The 16,032-nt window shown below is 74.5% G+C and carries 15 protein-coding genes; 4 read left to right on the top strand and 11 right to left on the bottom strand.

Annotated elements, in window-relative coordinates; translation table 11 throughout:
• Positions 1 to 30: 30 nt before the first annotated feature.
• The 5 genes from E4U91_RS22135 to E4U91_RS22115 are packed head-to-tail and all read right to left on the bottom strand — an operon-like array spanning position 31 to position 3,720.
• On the bottom strand, positions 31 to 384 hold the full coding sequence (locus E4U91_RS22135) for a TadE/TadG family type IV pilus assembly protein (protein ID WP_137308446.1): 354 nt from the start codon (positions 382 to 384) through the stop codon (positions 31 to 33).
• A gap of 1 nt (position 385) precedes the next feature.
• Positions 386 to 778, bottom strand: a complete 393-nt coding sequence (locus tag E4U91_RS22130; RefSeq protein ID WP_137308445.1) for a TadE family protein — start codon at positions 776 to 778, stop codon at positions 386 to 388.
• Positions 779 to 781: 3 nt separating this feature from the next.
• A complete protein-coding gene (locus E4U91_RS22125) occupies positions 782 to 2,035 on the bottom strand; it encodes a CpaE/TadZ family protein (RefSeq protein WP_137308444.1) in 1,254 nt (417 codons plus the stop codon).
• 9 nt (positions 2,036 to 2,044) lie between these two features.
• On the bottom strand, positions 2,045 to 2,752 hold the full coding sequence (cpaB, locus tag E4U91_RS22120; protein WP_137308443.1) for a Flp pilus assembly protein CpaB: 708 nt from the start codon (positions 2,750 to 2,752) through the stop codon (positions 2,045 to 2,047).
• A 56-nt stretch (positions 2,753 to 2,808) separates the two neighbouring features.
• Entirely contained in the window at positions 2,809 to 3,720 is a 912-nt protein-coding gene (locus tag E4U91_RS22115; protein WP_137308442.1) for a hypothetical protein, read from the bottom strand.
• 289 nt (positions 3,721 to 4,009) lie between these two features.
• Between E4U91_RS22115 and E4U91_RS22110 the strand changes: the two genes are divergently transcribed.
• A complete protein-coding gene (locus E4U91_RS22110) occupies positions 4,010 to 5,710 on the top strand; it encodes a chitinase (RefSeq protein ID WP_137308441.1) in 1,701 nt (566 codons plus the stop codon).
• Positions 5,711 to 5,802: 92 nt separating this feature from the next.
• On the opposite strand, the gene E4U91_RS22105 is transcribed toward E4U91_RS22110, so the two are convergent.
• Positions 5,803 to 6,258, bottom strand: a complete 456-nt coding sequence (locus tag E4U91_RS22105) for a hypothetical protein (protein WP_137308440.1) — start codon at positions 6,256 to 6,258, stop codon at positions 5,803 to 5,805.
• A gap of 136 nt (positions 6,259 to 6,394) precedes the next feature.
• Between E4U91_RS22105 and E4U91_RS22100 the strand changes: the two genes are divergently transcribed.
• Both E4U91_RS22100 and E4U91_RS22095 read left to right on the top strand, forming a co-directional pair.
• A complete protein-coding gene (locus tag E4U91_RS22100; RefSeq protein ID WP_067239849.1) occupies positions 6,395 to 6,901 on the top strand; it encodes a SigE family RNA polymerase sigma factor in 507 nt (168 codons plus the stop codon).
• Positions 6,902 to 6,959: 58 nt separating this feature from the next.
• Entirely contained in the window at positions 6,960 to 8,222 is a 1,263-nt protein-coding gene (locus tag E4U91_RS22095) for a hypothetical protein (protein WP_137308439.1), read from the top strand.
• A 16-nt stretch (positions 8,223 to 8,238) separates the two neighbouring features.
• On the opposite strand, the gene E4U91_RS22090 is transcribed toward E4U91_RS22095, so the two are convergent.
• The 4 genes from E4U91_RS22090 to E4U91_RS22075 all read right to left on the bottom strand — a co-directional run bounded on the left by E4U91_RS22090 (position 8,239) and on the right by E4U91_RS22075 (position 13,763).
• Complete coding sequence (locus E4U91_RS22090; protein ID WP_137308438.1) at positions 8,239 to 9,561, bottom strand: Nramp family divalent metal transporter; 1,323 nt, start codon at positions 9,559 to 9,561, stop codon at positions 8,239 to 8,241.
• Positions 9,562 to 9,672: 111 nt separating this feature from the next.
• Positions 9,673 to 10,164, bottom strand: coding sequence for an ATP-binding protein (locus E4U91_RS22085; RefSeq protein WP_137308437.1), 492 nt, complete (start codon positions 10,162 to 10,164; stop codon positions 9,673 to 9,675).
• Positions 10,165 to 10,256: 92 nt separating this feature from the next.
• On the bottom strand, positions 10,257 to 11,165 hold the full coding sequence (locus E4U91_RS22080) for an MEDS domain-containing protein (RefSeq protein WP_137308436.1): 909 nt from the start codon (positions 11,163 to 11,165) through the stop codon (positions 10,257 to 10,259).
• Positions 11,166 to 11,189: 24 nt separating this feature from the next.
• Positions 11,190 to 13,763: a LuxR C-terminal-related transcriptional regulator gene (locus tag E4U91_RS22075; RefSeq protein WP_137308435.1), complete on the bottom strand. Its 2,574-nt coding sequence runs from the start codon at positions 13,761 to 13,763 to the stop codon at positions 11,190 to 11,192.
• Positions 13,764 to 14,071: 308 nt separating this feature from the next.
• Here E4U91_RS22075 and E4U91_RS22070 point away from each other — a divergent pair, with 308 nt between their 5' ends.
• Complete coding sequence (locus E4U91_RS22070; protein ID WP_137308434.1) at positions 14,072 to 15,409, top strand: M14 family metallopeptidase; 1,338 nt, start codon at positions 14,072 to 14,074, stop codon at positions 15,407 to 15,409.
• A gap of 16 nt (positions 15,410 to 15,425) precedes the next feature.
• On the opposite strand, the gene E4U91_RS22065 is transcribed toward E4U91_RS22070, so the two are convergent.
• Positions 15,426 to 16,022, bottom strand: coding sequence for a hypothetical protein (locus tag E4U91_RS22065; RefSeq protein ID WP_137308433.1), 597 nt, complete (start codon positions 16,020 to 16,022; stop codon positions 15,426 to 15,428).
• Between the last annotated feature and the right edge of the window lie 10 nt (positions 16,023 to 16,032).

Genomic DNA, 16,032 nt, shown 5'->3' with positions numbered 1-16,032 from the left:
TCCGATTCGCCGTCATGGGTCGCGCCCGCCTCAGTGGTCGACCGGCATGGTCGCCGTCTTGTGGGCCTGTCCGAAGTCCCCGATGCCGGGGATCACGGACGGGATGGTCACGGACGAGGTGACCCGCACCTCGTCGCCGAGGTCGGCGGTGCTGCAGCCGACCGTCCAGCGGCTGCTCACCGCGCCCCGGCAGGCCGCCCCCGCGTCCCGGTCCAGAGCGGCCCCGCGCGCCCCGGCCCGGGCCGCGGTGCCGGCCTGCTGGGCGGCGTAGGCGATGAGGCCGAGCTGGACAGCGGCCAGGGCCACCAGGAGCAGGATCGGCAGGAACCCCAGGTACTCCAGGGCCACTTGGCCCCGGTCGTCGCGTCGGCTGCGGTTCGGCATGTCAGTGGTCCTCCTCCTCCACGGCCCCCGCGTGGCCGTGCACCGTGAAGGGGAAGTTCACCGCGCCGGGGAAGAGGACGGGGACCTCCAGGGAGACGTCCGCCGTCACGTACTCCCCGGACGTCCCGCAGGACACCTCCGCGCCGGACGCCCACGCCCCGGAGAGCTTGTCCTTGCCGGCCTGGTCGCACACGGCCTGCCGCTCCCCCCGGTGCGCGGCCGTCCCGTGCCGTACGGCCTCGTCCGCAGCATTCCCCGCGAGGGTGAAGGTGTACCCCACGAGCACGCACTGCCACAGCACCACCAGGGTGACGATGATGAGCGGGGTCATGCCGAGGAACTCGACGGTGACCTGGCCCCGGTCGGTGCGGCCGCGTCCGCGGTCCGGTCCCATGGCTCACTCCCTCCGCCGTCGGAAGCCCACCGCGCCCCGGTCGCCGCCCCGGGCCCGCGCCCCCCGGCGCACCACGGCGGTCTCCGGTGCCTGGACCAGGCCCAGTTCGCCCGCGAGGGCCCACAGGGCCTGCCGTACGGTGCCCTTAGGGTCGAGGGCGTGCACCCGGCCGGCGTCGACGGCGGCCTGGAGTTCCTTGAAGTGTGCGGGGACCGTGGTCGCGGCGAGGGCGGTGCCGGTGATCTTCTGGATGAGCGCGGGCTGGATCTCGGTGCCGCGGCTGTGCCGGTTGACGACGAGGGTCGTCTCCTCGGCCTTGCGGATCTGCAGGCGGTCCCACATGCGGACGGCGCGCTTGGCGCCGCGCACGGCGACCACGTCGGGGGTGGTGACCAGCAGCGCGGTGTCGGCCATCTCGACGGCGGCCGCGCCGGCCCCGCCGAGCTGGGCTCCGCAGTCGACGACCACGACCTCGTAGCGGGAGCGCAGGGCGCTGATGATCTGGCGGGCGGCGCGGTCGGTGACCTCCTCGCCGCGTTCGCCCTCGCCGGGCGCGAGGAGCAGGGCGACGCCGGTGTCGTGGCGGAAGACGGCGTCGGCGAGGACGCGCGGGGAGATGTCGCTGATGGCGGCGAGGTCGACAACCGAGCGGCGGAACTGGACGTCGAGGTAGGAGGCGACGTCGCCGGTCTGCAGGTCCATGTCGACGAGCGCGGTGGGCCGGCCGGACGCCTGGGCGGCCAGGGCGAGCTGGACGGCGGTCAGGGTGGTGCCGACGCCTCCCTTGGCGCCGCACACGGTGACCACGGTGCCGCCCGCGCCGGTGAACACGTCGCCGCCGTGGCCCAGGTGGCGCCGTACGCCCACCGACCACTGCGCCACCGCCTGGACGCGGTGGGCGAGGTCCTCGTAGCCGAGGGGGAGGGTGACCAGGCCGCGGGCGCCGGAGTCCATGGCGGCGGAGAACAGGCCGGGGCCGGCGTCGGTGGTGACGAGGATGACGCCGACGGCCGGGAAGCGCAGGGCGACCTCGCGCACCAGCTCCAGTGCGGGGACCGGGCCGATGCGCTCGTGGACGATCACCACCTCGGGCAGTTCGTCGACGGACTCGGCGGCCAGCCGGGCGAGGGTGTCGACGAGCTGGGTGGAGTCGCCGAGCGGGGGCAGCGGTTCGGCGTCGGGGAGCTGGCTGAGCAGGGTGATGAGGGAACGGACCGCGTCCGCGTCGCCGACGGCCGGGAGGATCCTCGTGGGCATGGCGGCCTCTCACTTGTCCTTCGCGAGCTGGTACGTGCGGTCCTGCTCGGGGACCGTGGTGCCGGTGCCCGGGGCGACCAGCGCGAGGCGTACCCGCTTGGCGAAGGACTCGGCGTACGTGATGCGCTGGGCGTCCAGGGTGGACAGGGCGAAGGTGATGGGCACGGCGTCGGTGGGCCGGCGGTCGCGGTCACCCGCGTCGGGGTCGAGGGCCTTGATCTCGCCGACGTCCAGGACCCGGGCGCCGGTGACGATGATCTTGGAGACGTCGGGGTCGCTGTCCTTGGCGCCCTCGAAGGTGGCGTAGACGTTGACGGTCGAGCCGGGGGTGATCTTGCCGGCCACCCCGGTCGCGGCGTCGATCATGATGGCGACCTCCTGTTGTCCGGGCCGCAGGGCCGGCTGGTCCACGATCATGTCGCTCTGCAGCAGGGAGCCCTTGCGCAGCGTGGTCACGGCGATCTTGCCGCGGATCCGGTCGAGGTCGGTGACGGCGTTGCGGGAGAGCCAGCGCTCGGGCATCTCCATCTTCTCGAACTGGCTCGCGCTCAGCGCGGTGTAGGGGGCCACGTCGGACCTGACCCGGTACGCCGTGACCTCGGGGCCGACCTTGGACTGCGCGTCGTCCACGACGGACAGGACGCCGGCGAAGGCGCCGAGGGCGCACAACACCGACAGGAGCAGGAGGATCACGCCGCGGCGCTGACGGGAGTTCATGGACCGTGCAACCTCGTTGGGGGGTGGGAGCGTGGCCGGATGGAGTCGCGCGGGGTTCAGCCGCCGCCCGCGGTGAGTTCGCGGACGGGTCGTGCGGGTGGGACGGCTCGTGCGGGGCCCGCGGGGTGCGCGGGTTGGGCGGTTCCCTCGGGGGGCGGCGGGGTGGCGGAGCAGAAGACGCAGCGGTCGCCGATGACGTCCATGCCGCACCAGTGGCAGGTGCCCTGCCGGACCGAGGTGACCAGTTGGTACAGCACGGACAGGTCGGCCAGGTAGGCGCAGAACTCCACGAGCCGGGGCGTGCCCCACCAGACGGCGGACTCGGCGGGCGCGTCGGTCTCGCGCAGGCCCTGGGCGCGCCAGGAGGGGACGAGGGTGCCGGTGACCCAGTCGGCGGGCAGTTGGCCGCGGCCGACGAGCATCCAGGTGCCGAACTCGGGGCCGGGCAGGGTGACTCCGGGCGCGGCCCGCACGAGCTGCGGCTGCGGGTGGGCGAGGACGGCGAACTGGCTGCCGGGGACCCAGGAGCGGGCGTGCGAGGTGAGGGTGACCGGGACCCGGTCGAGGCGGGCGACGGAGCCGAGCAGCGCGCCGGCGTGCAGGTAGTGGGTGAGCAGCCGGGCGGCGGAGGCGAGCACGCCGGGGCCGAGGTCGCAGGAGGCGAGCTGGCGTAACTGGCGGGCCAGGACGGCCACGGCGAGCGGCGGCAGGTCGGGGCGGAACAGGGCGATGCGGTCGCTCTCCAGGAGGGAGCGCACGGTGTGCAGCCGCTGTTCGACGGCGGGCGGCACGGCGGAGGAGTGGACCACGACGACGTGTCCGTGGGCGTCGAGGAGGGCCTGGAAGGCGGCCACGGACTCCTCGAGCGGCTGGCGGTCGAGGTCGGCGAGGACCGTCGCGGGCAGGGTGCGCTCGTCCTGCGGCGGCAGCGCGAGGTCGGCTCCGGTCACGGCAATGGCAGTTGGCACGCGCAGCTCCCCGATTCCCGCGGTCCGGTCCACCGGGGGGACTCCGGTGCACCGGGGTGACTTCATTGCGTGACTACCTCAGCACTGTAACCACGGCCCTGTGCACGGAGAACAACTTTCGGTGACTGAACAGCATCTCTTCGCGCACAACTCGCTGCAAAACAGCGCAAGGTGCGCACCGGCGTTCCGCAACGCGACCCCTTGACAACGGAATTGGTCTGGACCAACTTGTACGTCCAGCGGTGGCCACCGCCTTTCGCGCTCCCCACTCCCCCTCCCGGAGGCCCCAGTGGACCCCGTACGCAGACGCCGACGCACGCGCTTGTGGTCGGGAGCGGTCACGGCCGCGCTCGCCCTGTCCCTCACGGCCGTCGGCCAGGCGTCCGCCGCCGACGTCAACAACGCGAAGAACGCCGGCTTCGAGTCCGGCCTGTCCGGCTGGACCTGTTCCGCCAACAGCGGGACGGCCGTCTCCTCCCCGGTACACGCCGGCACCGGGGCGCTCAAGGCCACCCCGGCCGGCCAGGACAACGCCCGCTGCTCCCAGACGGTCGCGGTCAAGCCCAACTCGACGTACACGCTGAGCGCCTGGGTGCAGGGCGGCTACGCCTACCTGGGCGCGACCGGCACCGGCACCACGGACGTGTCCACCTGGACCCCCGACTCCTCGTCCTGGAAGCAGCTGACGACCACCTTCAGCACGGGCGCGAGCACCACCTCGGTCAGCGTCTACCTGCACGGCTGGTACGGGCAGGCGGCCTACCTGGCCGACGACGTCTCGGTCTACGGCCCCGACGGCGGCGGGGGCGGCGACCCGGCCCCGACGGTGCCGGCCGCGCCGGGCGGGCTGGCGGTCTCGGGGACGACGTCCTCCTCGGTGTCGCTCGCGTGGAACGCGGTGTCGGGCGCGACCGGCTACAACGTGTACCGCAACGGCAGCAAGGTGACCGCGGTGAGCGGCACGTCGGCCACGGTGACCGGCCTCGCCGCGTCCACGGCGTACTCCTTCCAGGTCACGGCGACCAACGCGGCCGGTGAGTCCGCCAAGTCGGCGACCGTCACCGGCACCACGACGTCGACCGGGAACCCCGGGGGCGGCGGCACGCTGCCCAAGCACGCGGTGACCGGCTACTGGCAGAACTTCAACAACGGGGCCACGGTCCAGAAGATCTCGGACGTGCCCGCCCAGTACGACATCATCGCGGTGGCCTTCGCCGACGCGACGACCACGCCGGGCGCGGTGAGCTTCACGCTCGACTCGGCCGGGCTCGGCGGCTACACCGTCGACCAGTTCAAGGCGGACGTCAAGGCCAAGCAGGCGGCCGGCAAGAAGGTGATCGTCTCGGTCGGCGGCCAGAACGGCACGGTGTCGGTCAGCGACCCGACGTCCGCGGCGAACTTCGCCAACTCGGTCTACTCCGTGATGCAGACGTACGGCTTCGACGGCGTCGACATCGACCTGGAGAACGGCATCAACCCGACGTACATGACGCAGGCGCTGCGCTCCCTGGCGGCGAAGGCCGGCCCTTCGCTGATCATCACCATGGCGCCGCAGACGATCGACATGCAGTCGACGTCGGCCGGCTACTTCCAGACGGCCCTGAACATCAAGGACATCCTCACGGTCGTCAACATGCAGTACTACAACAGCGGTTCGATGCTCGGCTGTGACGGCAAGGTCTACAGCCAGGGCACGGTGGACTTCCTCACCGCGCTCGCCTGCATCCAGCTGGAGGGCGGCCTCGCCCCGTCGCAGGTCGGCCTCGGCCTGCCCGCCTCGACCCGCGGCGCGGGCAGCGGCTACGTCTCGCCCACGGTCGTCAACAACGCCCTGGACTGCCTGACCAAGCTCACCAACTGCGGCTCCTTCAAGCCGTCCAGGACCTACCCCGACCTGCGGGGCGCGATGACCTGGTCGACCAACTGGGACGCGACGGCCGGCAACGCCTGGTCCAACGCGGTGGGCCCGCACGTGCACGCGCTGCCGTAACGGCGGACCTCCCGCTTCCTGAAGCCGGCCGCGGTGCCGCCCCGTCCCGGGGGTGGCGCCGCGGCCGTGCTGTTCGGTGGCGGATGCCGGGCTCAGCCCGCCGGACGGTAGTGGGACAGCACCCAGCCGAGCTGGGCGAACCACTGGCCCAACTGGGCCTTGGGGCGGGCCTCCACGACGCTCTCGTAGAAGTGGCCGTCCAGGTGGACCACGCCGAACATCAGCGCCTTGCCGTTCGGGCTCGCCCGGTAGTGGACGCTGCGGATCTCCGGCCAGGGGAAGTCGGCCTGGACGCCGGACAGGTCCAGGGTCACTCCGTCGGCGTCGACCACGATCGCGTTGTTCCGGTCCACGGCGATGAACTCGGGCGCCTGGGGCGTCGGTTGCGGCTGGCCGGGGACGTACGCCGGGGGCGGCGGGGCGGCGCCGTACGGGGGCGCGGCGGGGAACTGCCCCGGCGGGGGCGGGCCGTACGACGGCGGGGGCGGGCCGAAGCCCGCCGGAGGGGTGCCGGAGGGTGGCGGTGGGGGTGGTGGCTGCTGCGTCATCCGGCGTCCTCGGGGCTCGTCCGTCGTCGCCGCGGGACGTGGTGCCCCGGGGCTTGAAACATTCTCCCCGGCCCACCGCATCAGTGGAGTGAGGACACCGACCGGCAGTCGGCGCACACCGAGCAGGGGGACGTACATGGGACAGGCCCGCGCGGACGAGTACGCCGAGTTCGCGGCCGCGAGAGCCGGACACCTGTACCGCTCGGCCTGTCTGCTCACCGCCGGGGACACCCACCTCGCCGAGGACCTGGTGCAGGAGACCCTGGGCCGCATCTACGTCAGCTGGCGGCGCGTCGCCCGCGTCGGGAACCCCGCCGGGTACGCGCAGACCGTGCTCACCCGGGCGTTCCTCGCCCACCACCGGCGCCGCAGCAGCACCGAGCGGGTCACCGCCACGCTGCCCGACGTGGCCGCCGCGAGCGGCGACGCCACCCTGCGCGTCACCCTCCTGGACGCGCTCGGGCGACTGCCCGCCAAGGACCGGGCCGTGGTCGTCCTGCGCTACTGGGAGGACCGCTCGATCCAGGAGACGGCCGACGCGATGAACACCAGCTCGGCCGCAGTGCGCACGCGGTGCGTGCGGGCGCTCGCCCGGCTGCGCGACCTCCTCGGGGAGGACGTCGGCGAGTACGCCCGCCCCTGACCGGGCGCACGCCCCGGCCCTCCCCCTCACCCCTCCTCCACCGAAACGGTGATGCCCCATGCCCGTCGACCACGGCCCGCACCTGGACACGCCCCCCGACCCCTTCGAGGACCGGCTCTCCCGCGCCCTGCACCACACCGGCGGCGCCTTCGACCCCGACCACCGCGCACTCGCGGCCGGCGGCGCGGCCCGCGGGCGGCGCAAGCGGCTGCTGCGGCGGACGGCCCTGGCGGGCGGGTTGGCCGGGGTGGCCGCCGTGTGCCTGGGCGGGACGCTCCTGCTGGCGCCGGGCGACCGGGACGACACCCCGCGCCCCGCCCCGGTCGCCGGGAGCCACTCCGCCACCGCGTCCCCCACGGCCGCACCGGTCACCGCCGACCAGGTGATCGCCACGCTCACGGGCCTGCTCCCCGAGGGCAAGGTGAGCGACGCGCAAGGGCGCGGCTCCGAGGGGCAGTCGGCCTCGCCGTACGCGCAGCTCGTCTTCGACGACGGCCGGGGCGCGGCGGCGCTCTCCGTCGGCCTGGACCGGATCGCCCCCGGCGGCGACGACGCCCGGCGGCTCGCCGAGTGCCCCGACGAGGTGCTCGTCCCCCACGACGGGTGCACCAGCGAACGCCGGCCCGACGGGTCCGTGGTGCGCGTGCTGAAGGGCTATGAGTACCCCGACCGGCGCGTGGACACCAAACTGTGGACGGCCGACCTGGTGACCGGGGACGGCGCCCACGTGAGCGTCAGCGAGTGGAACGCCGCCGCGGAGAAGGACGCGCCCGTCACCCGCCCCGAACCGCCCCTGTCGGTCACCGAGTTGGGTGACCTCGCGGCGGCCCCTGCCTGGCGGGAGGTCGTCGGGTCGCTGCCCGCCGCCGAGGAGGTGACGGCCGCTCCGGGCGGGTCGGCGCCCGGTGGCGGCCGCATCGCCGGGGTGCTCGCCGTGCTGATGCCCGACGGCGTGAAGGTGGTCGCCCGGGGCAGCCAGGACGGCGAGTTCGCCTACGTCGTGGCCGACGACGGCAAGGGCGCGAGCTACGTGCAGGTCAACGTCCAGCCGGACATGTCCGACGTGGCGGCCGAACTCTTCGGTTCCGGCGCCGAGACCCTCCCCGACGGCACGTTGGTCGCCGAGCACCAGGGGCCCGGCGACCGCGGCGACCTGGTCATGTGGACGGTCGACACCCTGCGCCCCGACGGCCGCCGGATCGTCGTGAGCGCCTTCAACGCGGCCTCGCAGACCACCGCCGCGACCCGGGCCACGCCCGCGCTCACGATGGGGCAACTGCGGGCGATCGCCCTGTCGTCCCGGTGGCTCGCGGTCGGCTGAGCCGTACGGGACCGGCCTAGAAGAACTCCGACCACGGCTGGTCCCAGACCTGTTTGACGCACAGGACCAGGAACAGCAGGGCGGCGAGGGCGAGCATGCCGTTGCTCAGCGGGCCGTTGCGCCACGGGCGGGGTGTGCGGGAGGAGTTGAGGAGCCAGACCAGGGTCAGGGCCAGGAACGGCAGGAAGGCCGCGCCCAGCACGCCGTAGAGGATGATCAGGCGGAAGGGCTGGCCCTGGAAGAGCAGCACGATCGGCGGGAAGGTCAGCCACAGCAGGTAGGCGCGGAACGGCCACGACCGCTCCCGCTCGCCGGAGGCGACCTCCTCGCCGGTCGCGCCCGACGCGCCGCGCCGCCGGGCCACGAAGTCGGCGAACATCAGGCTCACCCCGTGCCAGACGCCGATCAGCGAGGTGAAGGACGTGGCGAAGAAGCCGATCAGGAAGAACGTCGAGGTGGCGCTGCCGTACTCGGCCTCCAGGATGTCCCCGAGCTGGACGAGGCCCCGGTCGCCGCTCGCGATCGCGACGTGCGCGGAGTGCAGCAGCTCGGCGCCGACGAACAGCATGGCGACGACGAACACGCCGGTCGTGGCGTAGGCGACGCGGTTGTCCAGCCGCATGACCCGCATCCAGCCGGTGTCGGTCCAGCCCTTGGCGTTGACCCAGTAGCCGTAGGCGGCGAGCGTGATCGTGCCGCCGACGCCGCCGATCAGGCCCAGGGTGTTCAGGACGGAGTCCTTCTCGTCGGGCAGGACCGGGAGCAGGCCGGCCAGGGCGTCCGGCAGGTTCGGCGTGACCCGGACCGCCAGGTAGACGGTGACCACGAACATGACGCCCACCAGGACCGTCATGACCTTCTCGAAGACCGCGTACCGGTTGAACCACACGAAGACCAGGCCGACCAGACCGCAGGCGACGCCCCACCACTCCAGGTCCATCACGTCCGGGAACATCGCCTGCAGGGGCAGGGCGCTCGACGACATCGCCGCCGCGCCGTACACGAAGCCCCAGACGACCGCGTAGACGCCGAAGAACCAGCCCGTCCAGCGGCCGAGGCTCGCCCAGCCGTCGAACAGGGTCCGCCCGGTGGCCAGGTGCCACCGTCCGGCGGCCTCGGCCAGTGAGATCTTGACCAGGCAGCCGACGACCGCCGCCCACAGCAGCGTGTACCCGAAGTTGCTGCCGGCGATGAGGGTGGCGACCAGGTCGCCGGCGCCGACACCGGTGGCCGCGACGACGACGCCGGGTCCGATGTGCCGCCAACTCGGTGTGCGCTGCGGGGGGTGGGTGTCGGAGGAGGCCTGGGTGTCCGTGGGGTGTCCCGTGGTGTCCGCCATGTGCACCAAGGAATCGCAAAGCGCCGGGACCGGCAAGAGGGCGTACACCGACCCGCCGGGGCGCGCCCCTCACGCCCCCGGTCCGCGCCCGCCGTCCGGCACCTGCGGGTGCTACGGCTGCCGCCGGCCGCAGCCGTCGCACGCGCAGGTGCCGAGCTCGAACCACACGGTCTTGCCCGGTCCCTCCCGGTGGCAGCCCCAGCGCCGGGCGAGCGCCTCCACCAGGAACATCCCCCGGCCGCTCTCCACGGTCGGGGGGCGCCCGGCGCCGAGGACCCGGGGGGCGCGGGGCCCGCCGTCGGTGACCTCGCAGCGCAGGACGCCGTGCGCCGCGGACACGGTCAGCCGGAACGGGGTCGCGGAGTGCAGCAGCGCGTTGGTGGCCAGCTCGCTCACGAGGAGTTCGGCGGTCTCCACCAGGTCGCCGCGCTCCCCGAGACCCCACTCCTCCAGGCGCCGGCGGACCTCACGGCGGGCCTGGCGCACGGAGGTGGGCCGGGGTTCGTACGCGACGCTCGCGTGGCCCGCGCCCAGGGGCGGCTGGGGGTAGGCGCCGTAGCGGGGGTCGGGGTCCGGGCGGCGTTCCCCGGAGAGTTCCAGCATGCGCCCAGGATGTCGTCCCCGCGGGCCGCGCACACGGGGAGGACTACCCGATTCGCTCCCCGTGCCGCGCCCCGGGGGGTACGCGGGTACGGCTACGCGTACTGGAGGCGTACGGCCGTTCCCCCGCCGTCGGCCGGACGCAGGTCGACGTAGGCGCACACCTGGCGGGCGTACCAGAGGCCCTGGCCTGGTTCCAGGTCGGTGCCCGCGGGCGGGACGAAGCCGGCCAGCGGGTCGTCGACGCGCCGGGCGAGGGCCAGTTCGCACACGCAGCCCGGCGCCTCGCCCCACAGCAGGGCGCCGGTGACCCCGCCCAGCGCGGCCGCCTCCCCGACGGCCGTGCCGAACAGCTCCGCGTCGGCCTCCGCCAGCCCCTGCCGCTCGGCCCAGGCGCGGACGGCGCCCACGTCCGGGCGGGCGAGCCGCTCGGCCGCGGGAGGGGGCGGCGGCAGGGGTACGGCGTCCAGTTCGGCGGCGAGGCGGGCCGGCTCGGTGTAGACGCCGGAGCCGGGGTGGGCGCGGCGGGCCGCCTCGACGACGGCGCGGCCGGCGGTGCGGGTGTCGTAGACGCACAGCGCGGTCGTGGACAGGGGGGCGAACAGGAGGTTGGCCAGGGCCTCGTAGCGGATCCACTCGGCGCTCTCGCGCGGTGAGCGGCCGGCCCGGCCCTGCCAGACGGGTTCCATCAGCAGGTGGAGCCGGCCGCCGGGACCGGCGTGGGCGGCGAGGTGACCGGCGGCGCGGGCCACGGCGTTGGACGCGGAGCCGGTGTACCAGTCGGTGTGCGGGACCATGCCGACCCGGGCGGCCGTGCCGCCGAGCGCGTCGCGCAGCAGGTCCAGCTTGTCGGGGGCGGCGATGGCGACGGGCGGGGGCTCGTCGGGGGCGGCGAGCCCCTCTTCGAGGAAGGGCAGGGCCGCGGCCAGGAAGGCCGGGTCGGTGGCGCACTCGGCCATGCGGTGGTCGAAGACGTCCGGGGGTCCCACCGGTGCAGTGGTCATGGGGTTCCTTTCCGGGCCGGGAGGTCACCTTCGGCCGGCGACCCAGGCCGCGATCTGGCTGCGGTTGCTGAAGCCGAGCTTGCCGAGGATGCGTTCCACGTGGCCCTCGGCGGTTCGGCGGGCGATCACCAGGCGGTCGGCGATCTGCTGGTTGGCGAGCCCCTGGGCGACGAGTTCGGCGACCTGCGTCTCGCGGCGGGTGAGCCGGACGCCCTCGGGGGCGCGCGCGCCGGACGGCCGGCCGGCGGAGGGGCGGGGGCCGGGCGTGCGGGGGGCGGGGACGGGGTGCGCGGGGCCGGGGGGGGGGGGGTCGGTCCGCGCCGCGCCGGGGGGGGTGGGGTCGGGGTGCGCGGGGCCGGGGTGGGTGGGGTCGGTCCGCGCCGCGCCGGGGTGGGTGGGGTCGGGGTGCGCGGGGCCGGGGTGGGTGGGGCCGGTCCGGGCGGGCGCGGGTGCCGGGTCGTGGGTGGCGGTGGCCGTCCGGCCGGCCGGGTCCGGCCCGGCGGGGCCGGTGTCCAGCGCCTGCTCGACCGCCGCCGCGAGGGTCAGGGCCGCCCCGCGTGCGTACGCCCGCCGGTACGCGGCCCGGCCCAGTGCCCCGGCCGCGTACCGCTCGCTGTCCTGGCGCGGGCCGGTCAGGTCGGCCGAGCCCCACCGGTCGGGGTCGACGTCCGCCCACACCCGGTCGGCGACGCCCAGCAGGACGGCGGCGCGCTCGGGCTCGGCGCGTCCGGCGGCGACGCGGGCGAGGAGGTCCAGGGTGAGGCCGATGCCGACCACGTCGTGCACGGCGTGCTTCAGGCGCAGCGCCTCGCGCCCGTGCCGCTCGGCCCGTGCCCAGTCCGCGCGGACGGTGTGGGCGAGGGCCAGCATCCGCTCGACGTAGGACAGCACCCACTGCTCGCCGTGCTCGGCGCACGTGCGGCGGGTCTCCTCGCAGACCGCGATGGCCTGGTCGGCCTCGCCGAGGAGGGCGAGCGCGCAGGCGAGTTCGACCCGGTCGAGACCGGCCATGCTGAGGTGCTGGCCGGGGACGCGGCCGCGGGCCACGCCGGTGCGGAAGTGGTCGAGGGCGCCCCGGACGTCCCCGGCGAACAGCCGGGTGACGCCGACGACGTACGCGGCGTGCGCGGCCTCGGCCTCGTCGCCGAGGGCGCGGGCCAGGTCACGGGCCTCCTCGGCGCGGCGGAGGCCCCGGGTGACGTCCTCGGGGCAGCCGGCGAGCAGTCCGGCGGCCCACAGGGCGCGGGCGCGCTCGGGAGTGGGCTCGGGGTCGGCCTCCAGTGCCCGGTCGAGCCAGTAGCGGCCCTCGCGGGGGGCGCCGCAGGCGTGCCAGTGGAACCACAGGGTGCCCGCGAGGCGCAGCGCGGCCCGTTCCTCGCCGGGGGTGCCGAGGCTGTGGTCGAGGGCGGCCCGCAGGTTGTCGCGGTCGGCGCGCAGCCGGGCGACGACGGCGCTCTGGCCGGGCCCGAACCAGGCCCGCTCGCAGGCGTCGGCACGCCGCTGCATCCAGTCGCGCTGGCGGTCGCGGGCGGCGCGCTCCTCGCCGGGGCGGGCCCGCAGCCGTTCCAGGCCGTACTCGCGCAGGGTGTCCAGGAGCCGGTAGCGCACCCCGTCGGGTCCGCTCTCGCGGCACAGCACGGACTTGTCGACGAGTCCGGCGACGGCCTCCAGGACGTCCCCGGGGGGTGTCTCGTCGCCGTCGCCGCCCACCGCTTCGGCGGTCTCCAGGTCGAAGGACCCGGCCAGCACGGACAGCCGGGCCCACACCGTCTGCTCCCGGGCGGTGCACAGGTCGTGGCTCCAGTCGACGGCGGCCCGCAGGGTCCGGTGCCGGGGCGGGACGGCGGGGCTGCCGGCGGACAGCAGCCGGTAGCGGTCGTCGAGGCGGTCCAGGAGTTGGTCGACGCCGAGGACGCGCAGGCGGACGGCGGCCAGTTCGATGGCGAGGGGCAGCCCGTCCAGGCGCCGGCACAGCCGGGCCACGGACGCCCGGTTGGCGGGGGTCAGCCGGAAGCCGGGGACGACGGCGGCCGCGCGGTCGGCGAACAGGGCGAGCGCCGGGTGTCCGGCGGCGTCGCCGAGGTCGCCGTCGGGGTCGGGCACGGCCAACGGCCGTACGTCCATGAGGTGTTCCTCGGTCAGCCCGAGCCGGTGCCGGCTGGTGGCGAGGACGCGGACGCCGGTGGTGCCGCGCAGCAGGGCGCCGGCGAGGTCGGCGCAGGCGGCCGGCAGGTGCTCGCAGTTGTCGACGACGAGCAGCAGCCGGCGGTCGCGTACGCGCTCCACCAGGGCGTCCAGCGCGGGCCGTTCGGAGCGGTCGTGCAGACCGAGGGCGTCGGCGGCGGCGAGCGGGACGAGGGCGGGGTCGTGCAGGCCGGAGAGGTGCACGAAGCGCACGCCGTCGGGGAAGGCGCGGGCGACGCGGGTCGCGATCCGGCCGGCCAGGCGGGTCTTGCCGACGCCGCCGGGCCCGGTGAGGGTGACCAGCCGGGCCCGGGCCAACAGCTCGCGCGCCTCGGCGAGTTCGGCCCGCCGGTCGACGAAGCTGGTGGTCTCCACCGGCAGGTGCGCGTCGCGGCGTGGCGCTGATCCGCCCATGATCAGCCAGTCCTCGGGGGTGGGGTGGGGGTGGGTGCGGTGTGGGGGGGCTTCACCCTCTCCCGGGCGACACCAGCATGCACGCCCGGCTCACACCCCCGGGTGCTCTTCGGCCGGGAACCGTCCGGTGGACCCGGACCCCCGTACACTGCCCCGCCCGGTGCGGCCCCTTCCGGCCGATACCGCGCTCCATGCTTGACCTGACCATGACATGGCCGGACGATGAGCGGGACCCGCACCAGGGACCCGCACACCCCGCACACCCCTGCACGTCGCACGAACAACCCCACCTCCCACAAGGAGACTTCATGCGACTTAGGCTCCGCGGCAGACGCACTGCCGCCCTCGCGGCGCTCATGTCCCTCGCCCTCGCGGCCCCGGTCTCGGCGACCGTGTCGGCGACGGCGTCCTCGGGACGCGCACCCGCGCCCACCGCCGACGACGTACGGCAGTACGAGATCCACGTCGGCCACAACACCCCCGTCACCCGGACCGCGATCGCCGCGGCCGGGGTGAGCGTCGACGAGGCCGACGAGGAGACCGTGGTGGTCTCCGGACGCGCCGACCAGGCCCGCGCGCTGCGCCGGCTCGGCTACGACGTGACCCCCGTGGGCTCGGCGCCCGACCGGACGGCAGCCGGCGACACGCGGCTGTACGACTTCCCGTCGGCCGACTCCAAGTACCACAACTACGCCGAGATGACGGCGCAGATCGACCAGGCCGTCGCCGCCCACCCGGGAATCATGAGCAAGCGCGTGATCGGCCGGTCCTACCAGGGCCGCGACATCGTCGCCGTCAAGATCAGCGACAACGTGGCGACGGACGAGGCCGAGCCCGAGGTGCTGTTCACCCACCACCAGCACGCCCGTGAGCACCTGACCGTGGAGATGGCGCTGTACCTGATCCGCGAGTTCGGCAACGGGTACGGCACCGACCCGCGCATCACCGCCATGGTCGACGGCCGCGAGATCTGGATCGTCCCCGACCTCAACCCGGACGGCGGCGAGTACGACATCGCGACCGGCTCCTACCGCTCCTGGCGCAAGAACCGGCAGCCCAACTCGGGTTCCTCGTACGTCGGCACGGACCTCAACCGCAACTGGAACCACCGCTGGGGCTGCTGCGGCGGCTCCTCCGGCTCCACCTCGTCCGAGACCTACCGCGGCGCGTCCGCCGAGTCGGCGCCCGAGGTGAAGGTGGTCGCCGACTTCGTGCGCGGCCGGGTCGTCGGGGGCAAGCAGCAGATCACGGCCGGGATCGACTTCCACACCTACAGCGAACTGGTGCTGTGGCCCTTCGGGTACACGTACTCCGACACCACGACCGGGATGACGGCCGACGACAACGCGGCGTTCAAGGCCGTCGGGCAGAAGATGGCCGCGAGCAACGGCTACACCCCGGAGCAGTCGAGCGACCTGTACATCACCGACGGGTCCATCGACGACTACCTCTGGGGCACGCAGAAGATCTTCTCGTACACCTTCGAGATGTACCCGACGTCGAGTTCCGGCGGCGGCTTCTACCCGCCCGACGAGGTGATCGAGCGGGAGACGGCACGCAACCGGGACGCGGTGCTGCAACTGCTGGAGAACGCCGACTGCATGTACCGGTCCATCGGCAAGGCCCAGCAGTACTGCGGCCAGTGAGGCTCCCGGCCGCCGGCTACTCGGCCTCGAAGTAGGCGTCGAGGACCGCGTCCAGCTGCTCGTCCCACTGCTTGAAGTCCGACCGGGCCTTCGCCTCGATCTCGATCGGGTACCAGCGGCTGTCGGGCGTGTGGACCGTGACGGTGAACCGCTTGCCGAAGCGGGCGGTCTCCGTCTCCACCGCGCCGATCTCGTCCCAGCGGAACTCGCAGCCCTGGTCGTCGAGGGCCAGCCGGACGCCCCGGCGGTCGGCGACGATCCGGGCCCGCCGGTCGGCGGCCTCGAACACCGGGCCGTCGACGGCGGGTTCGGCGTCGTCGTCGGCGTCGTCGGCGGCGGCCACGTCACCGTCGTCGGCCGCGACGGCCGCGTCGGTGTCCTCGGGCTCCGGCGTCCCCGCGGCTCCCGGGGCCTTCCCGCTCGCCCCGGCGTCGGCGGGGGCCGCGGCTGCCGCCTCGGCCTTCCCGTCGGGCCCGGCCTCGTCCGGGCGGGCGTCCTCCGGCTGTTCACCGGCCGGGGCGGTGAGCCCCGGGATGAAAGCCGGGTCGAAACCGGCGCCCTTCACGGGCACGGCCTTCAGGGGCTGGCTGCTCGAACCTCTGCGCTGCTCCACAGCGGGCAGT

Origin of the sequence: Streptomyces lasalocidi (assembly GCF_005280215.1) — a bacterium.
Taxonomy (GTDB): domain Bacteria; phylum Actinomycetota; class Actinomycetes; order Streptomycetales; family Streptomycetaceae; genus Streptomyces; species Streptomyces longwoodensis.
Note: the sequence above shows the minus strand (reverse complement) of the source record. Positions and strands in the feature narration are given on the sequence as shown.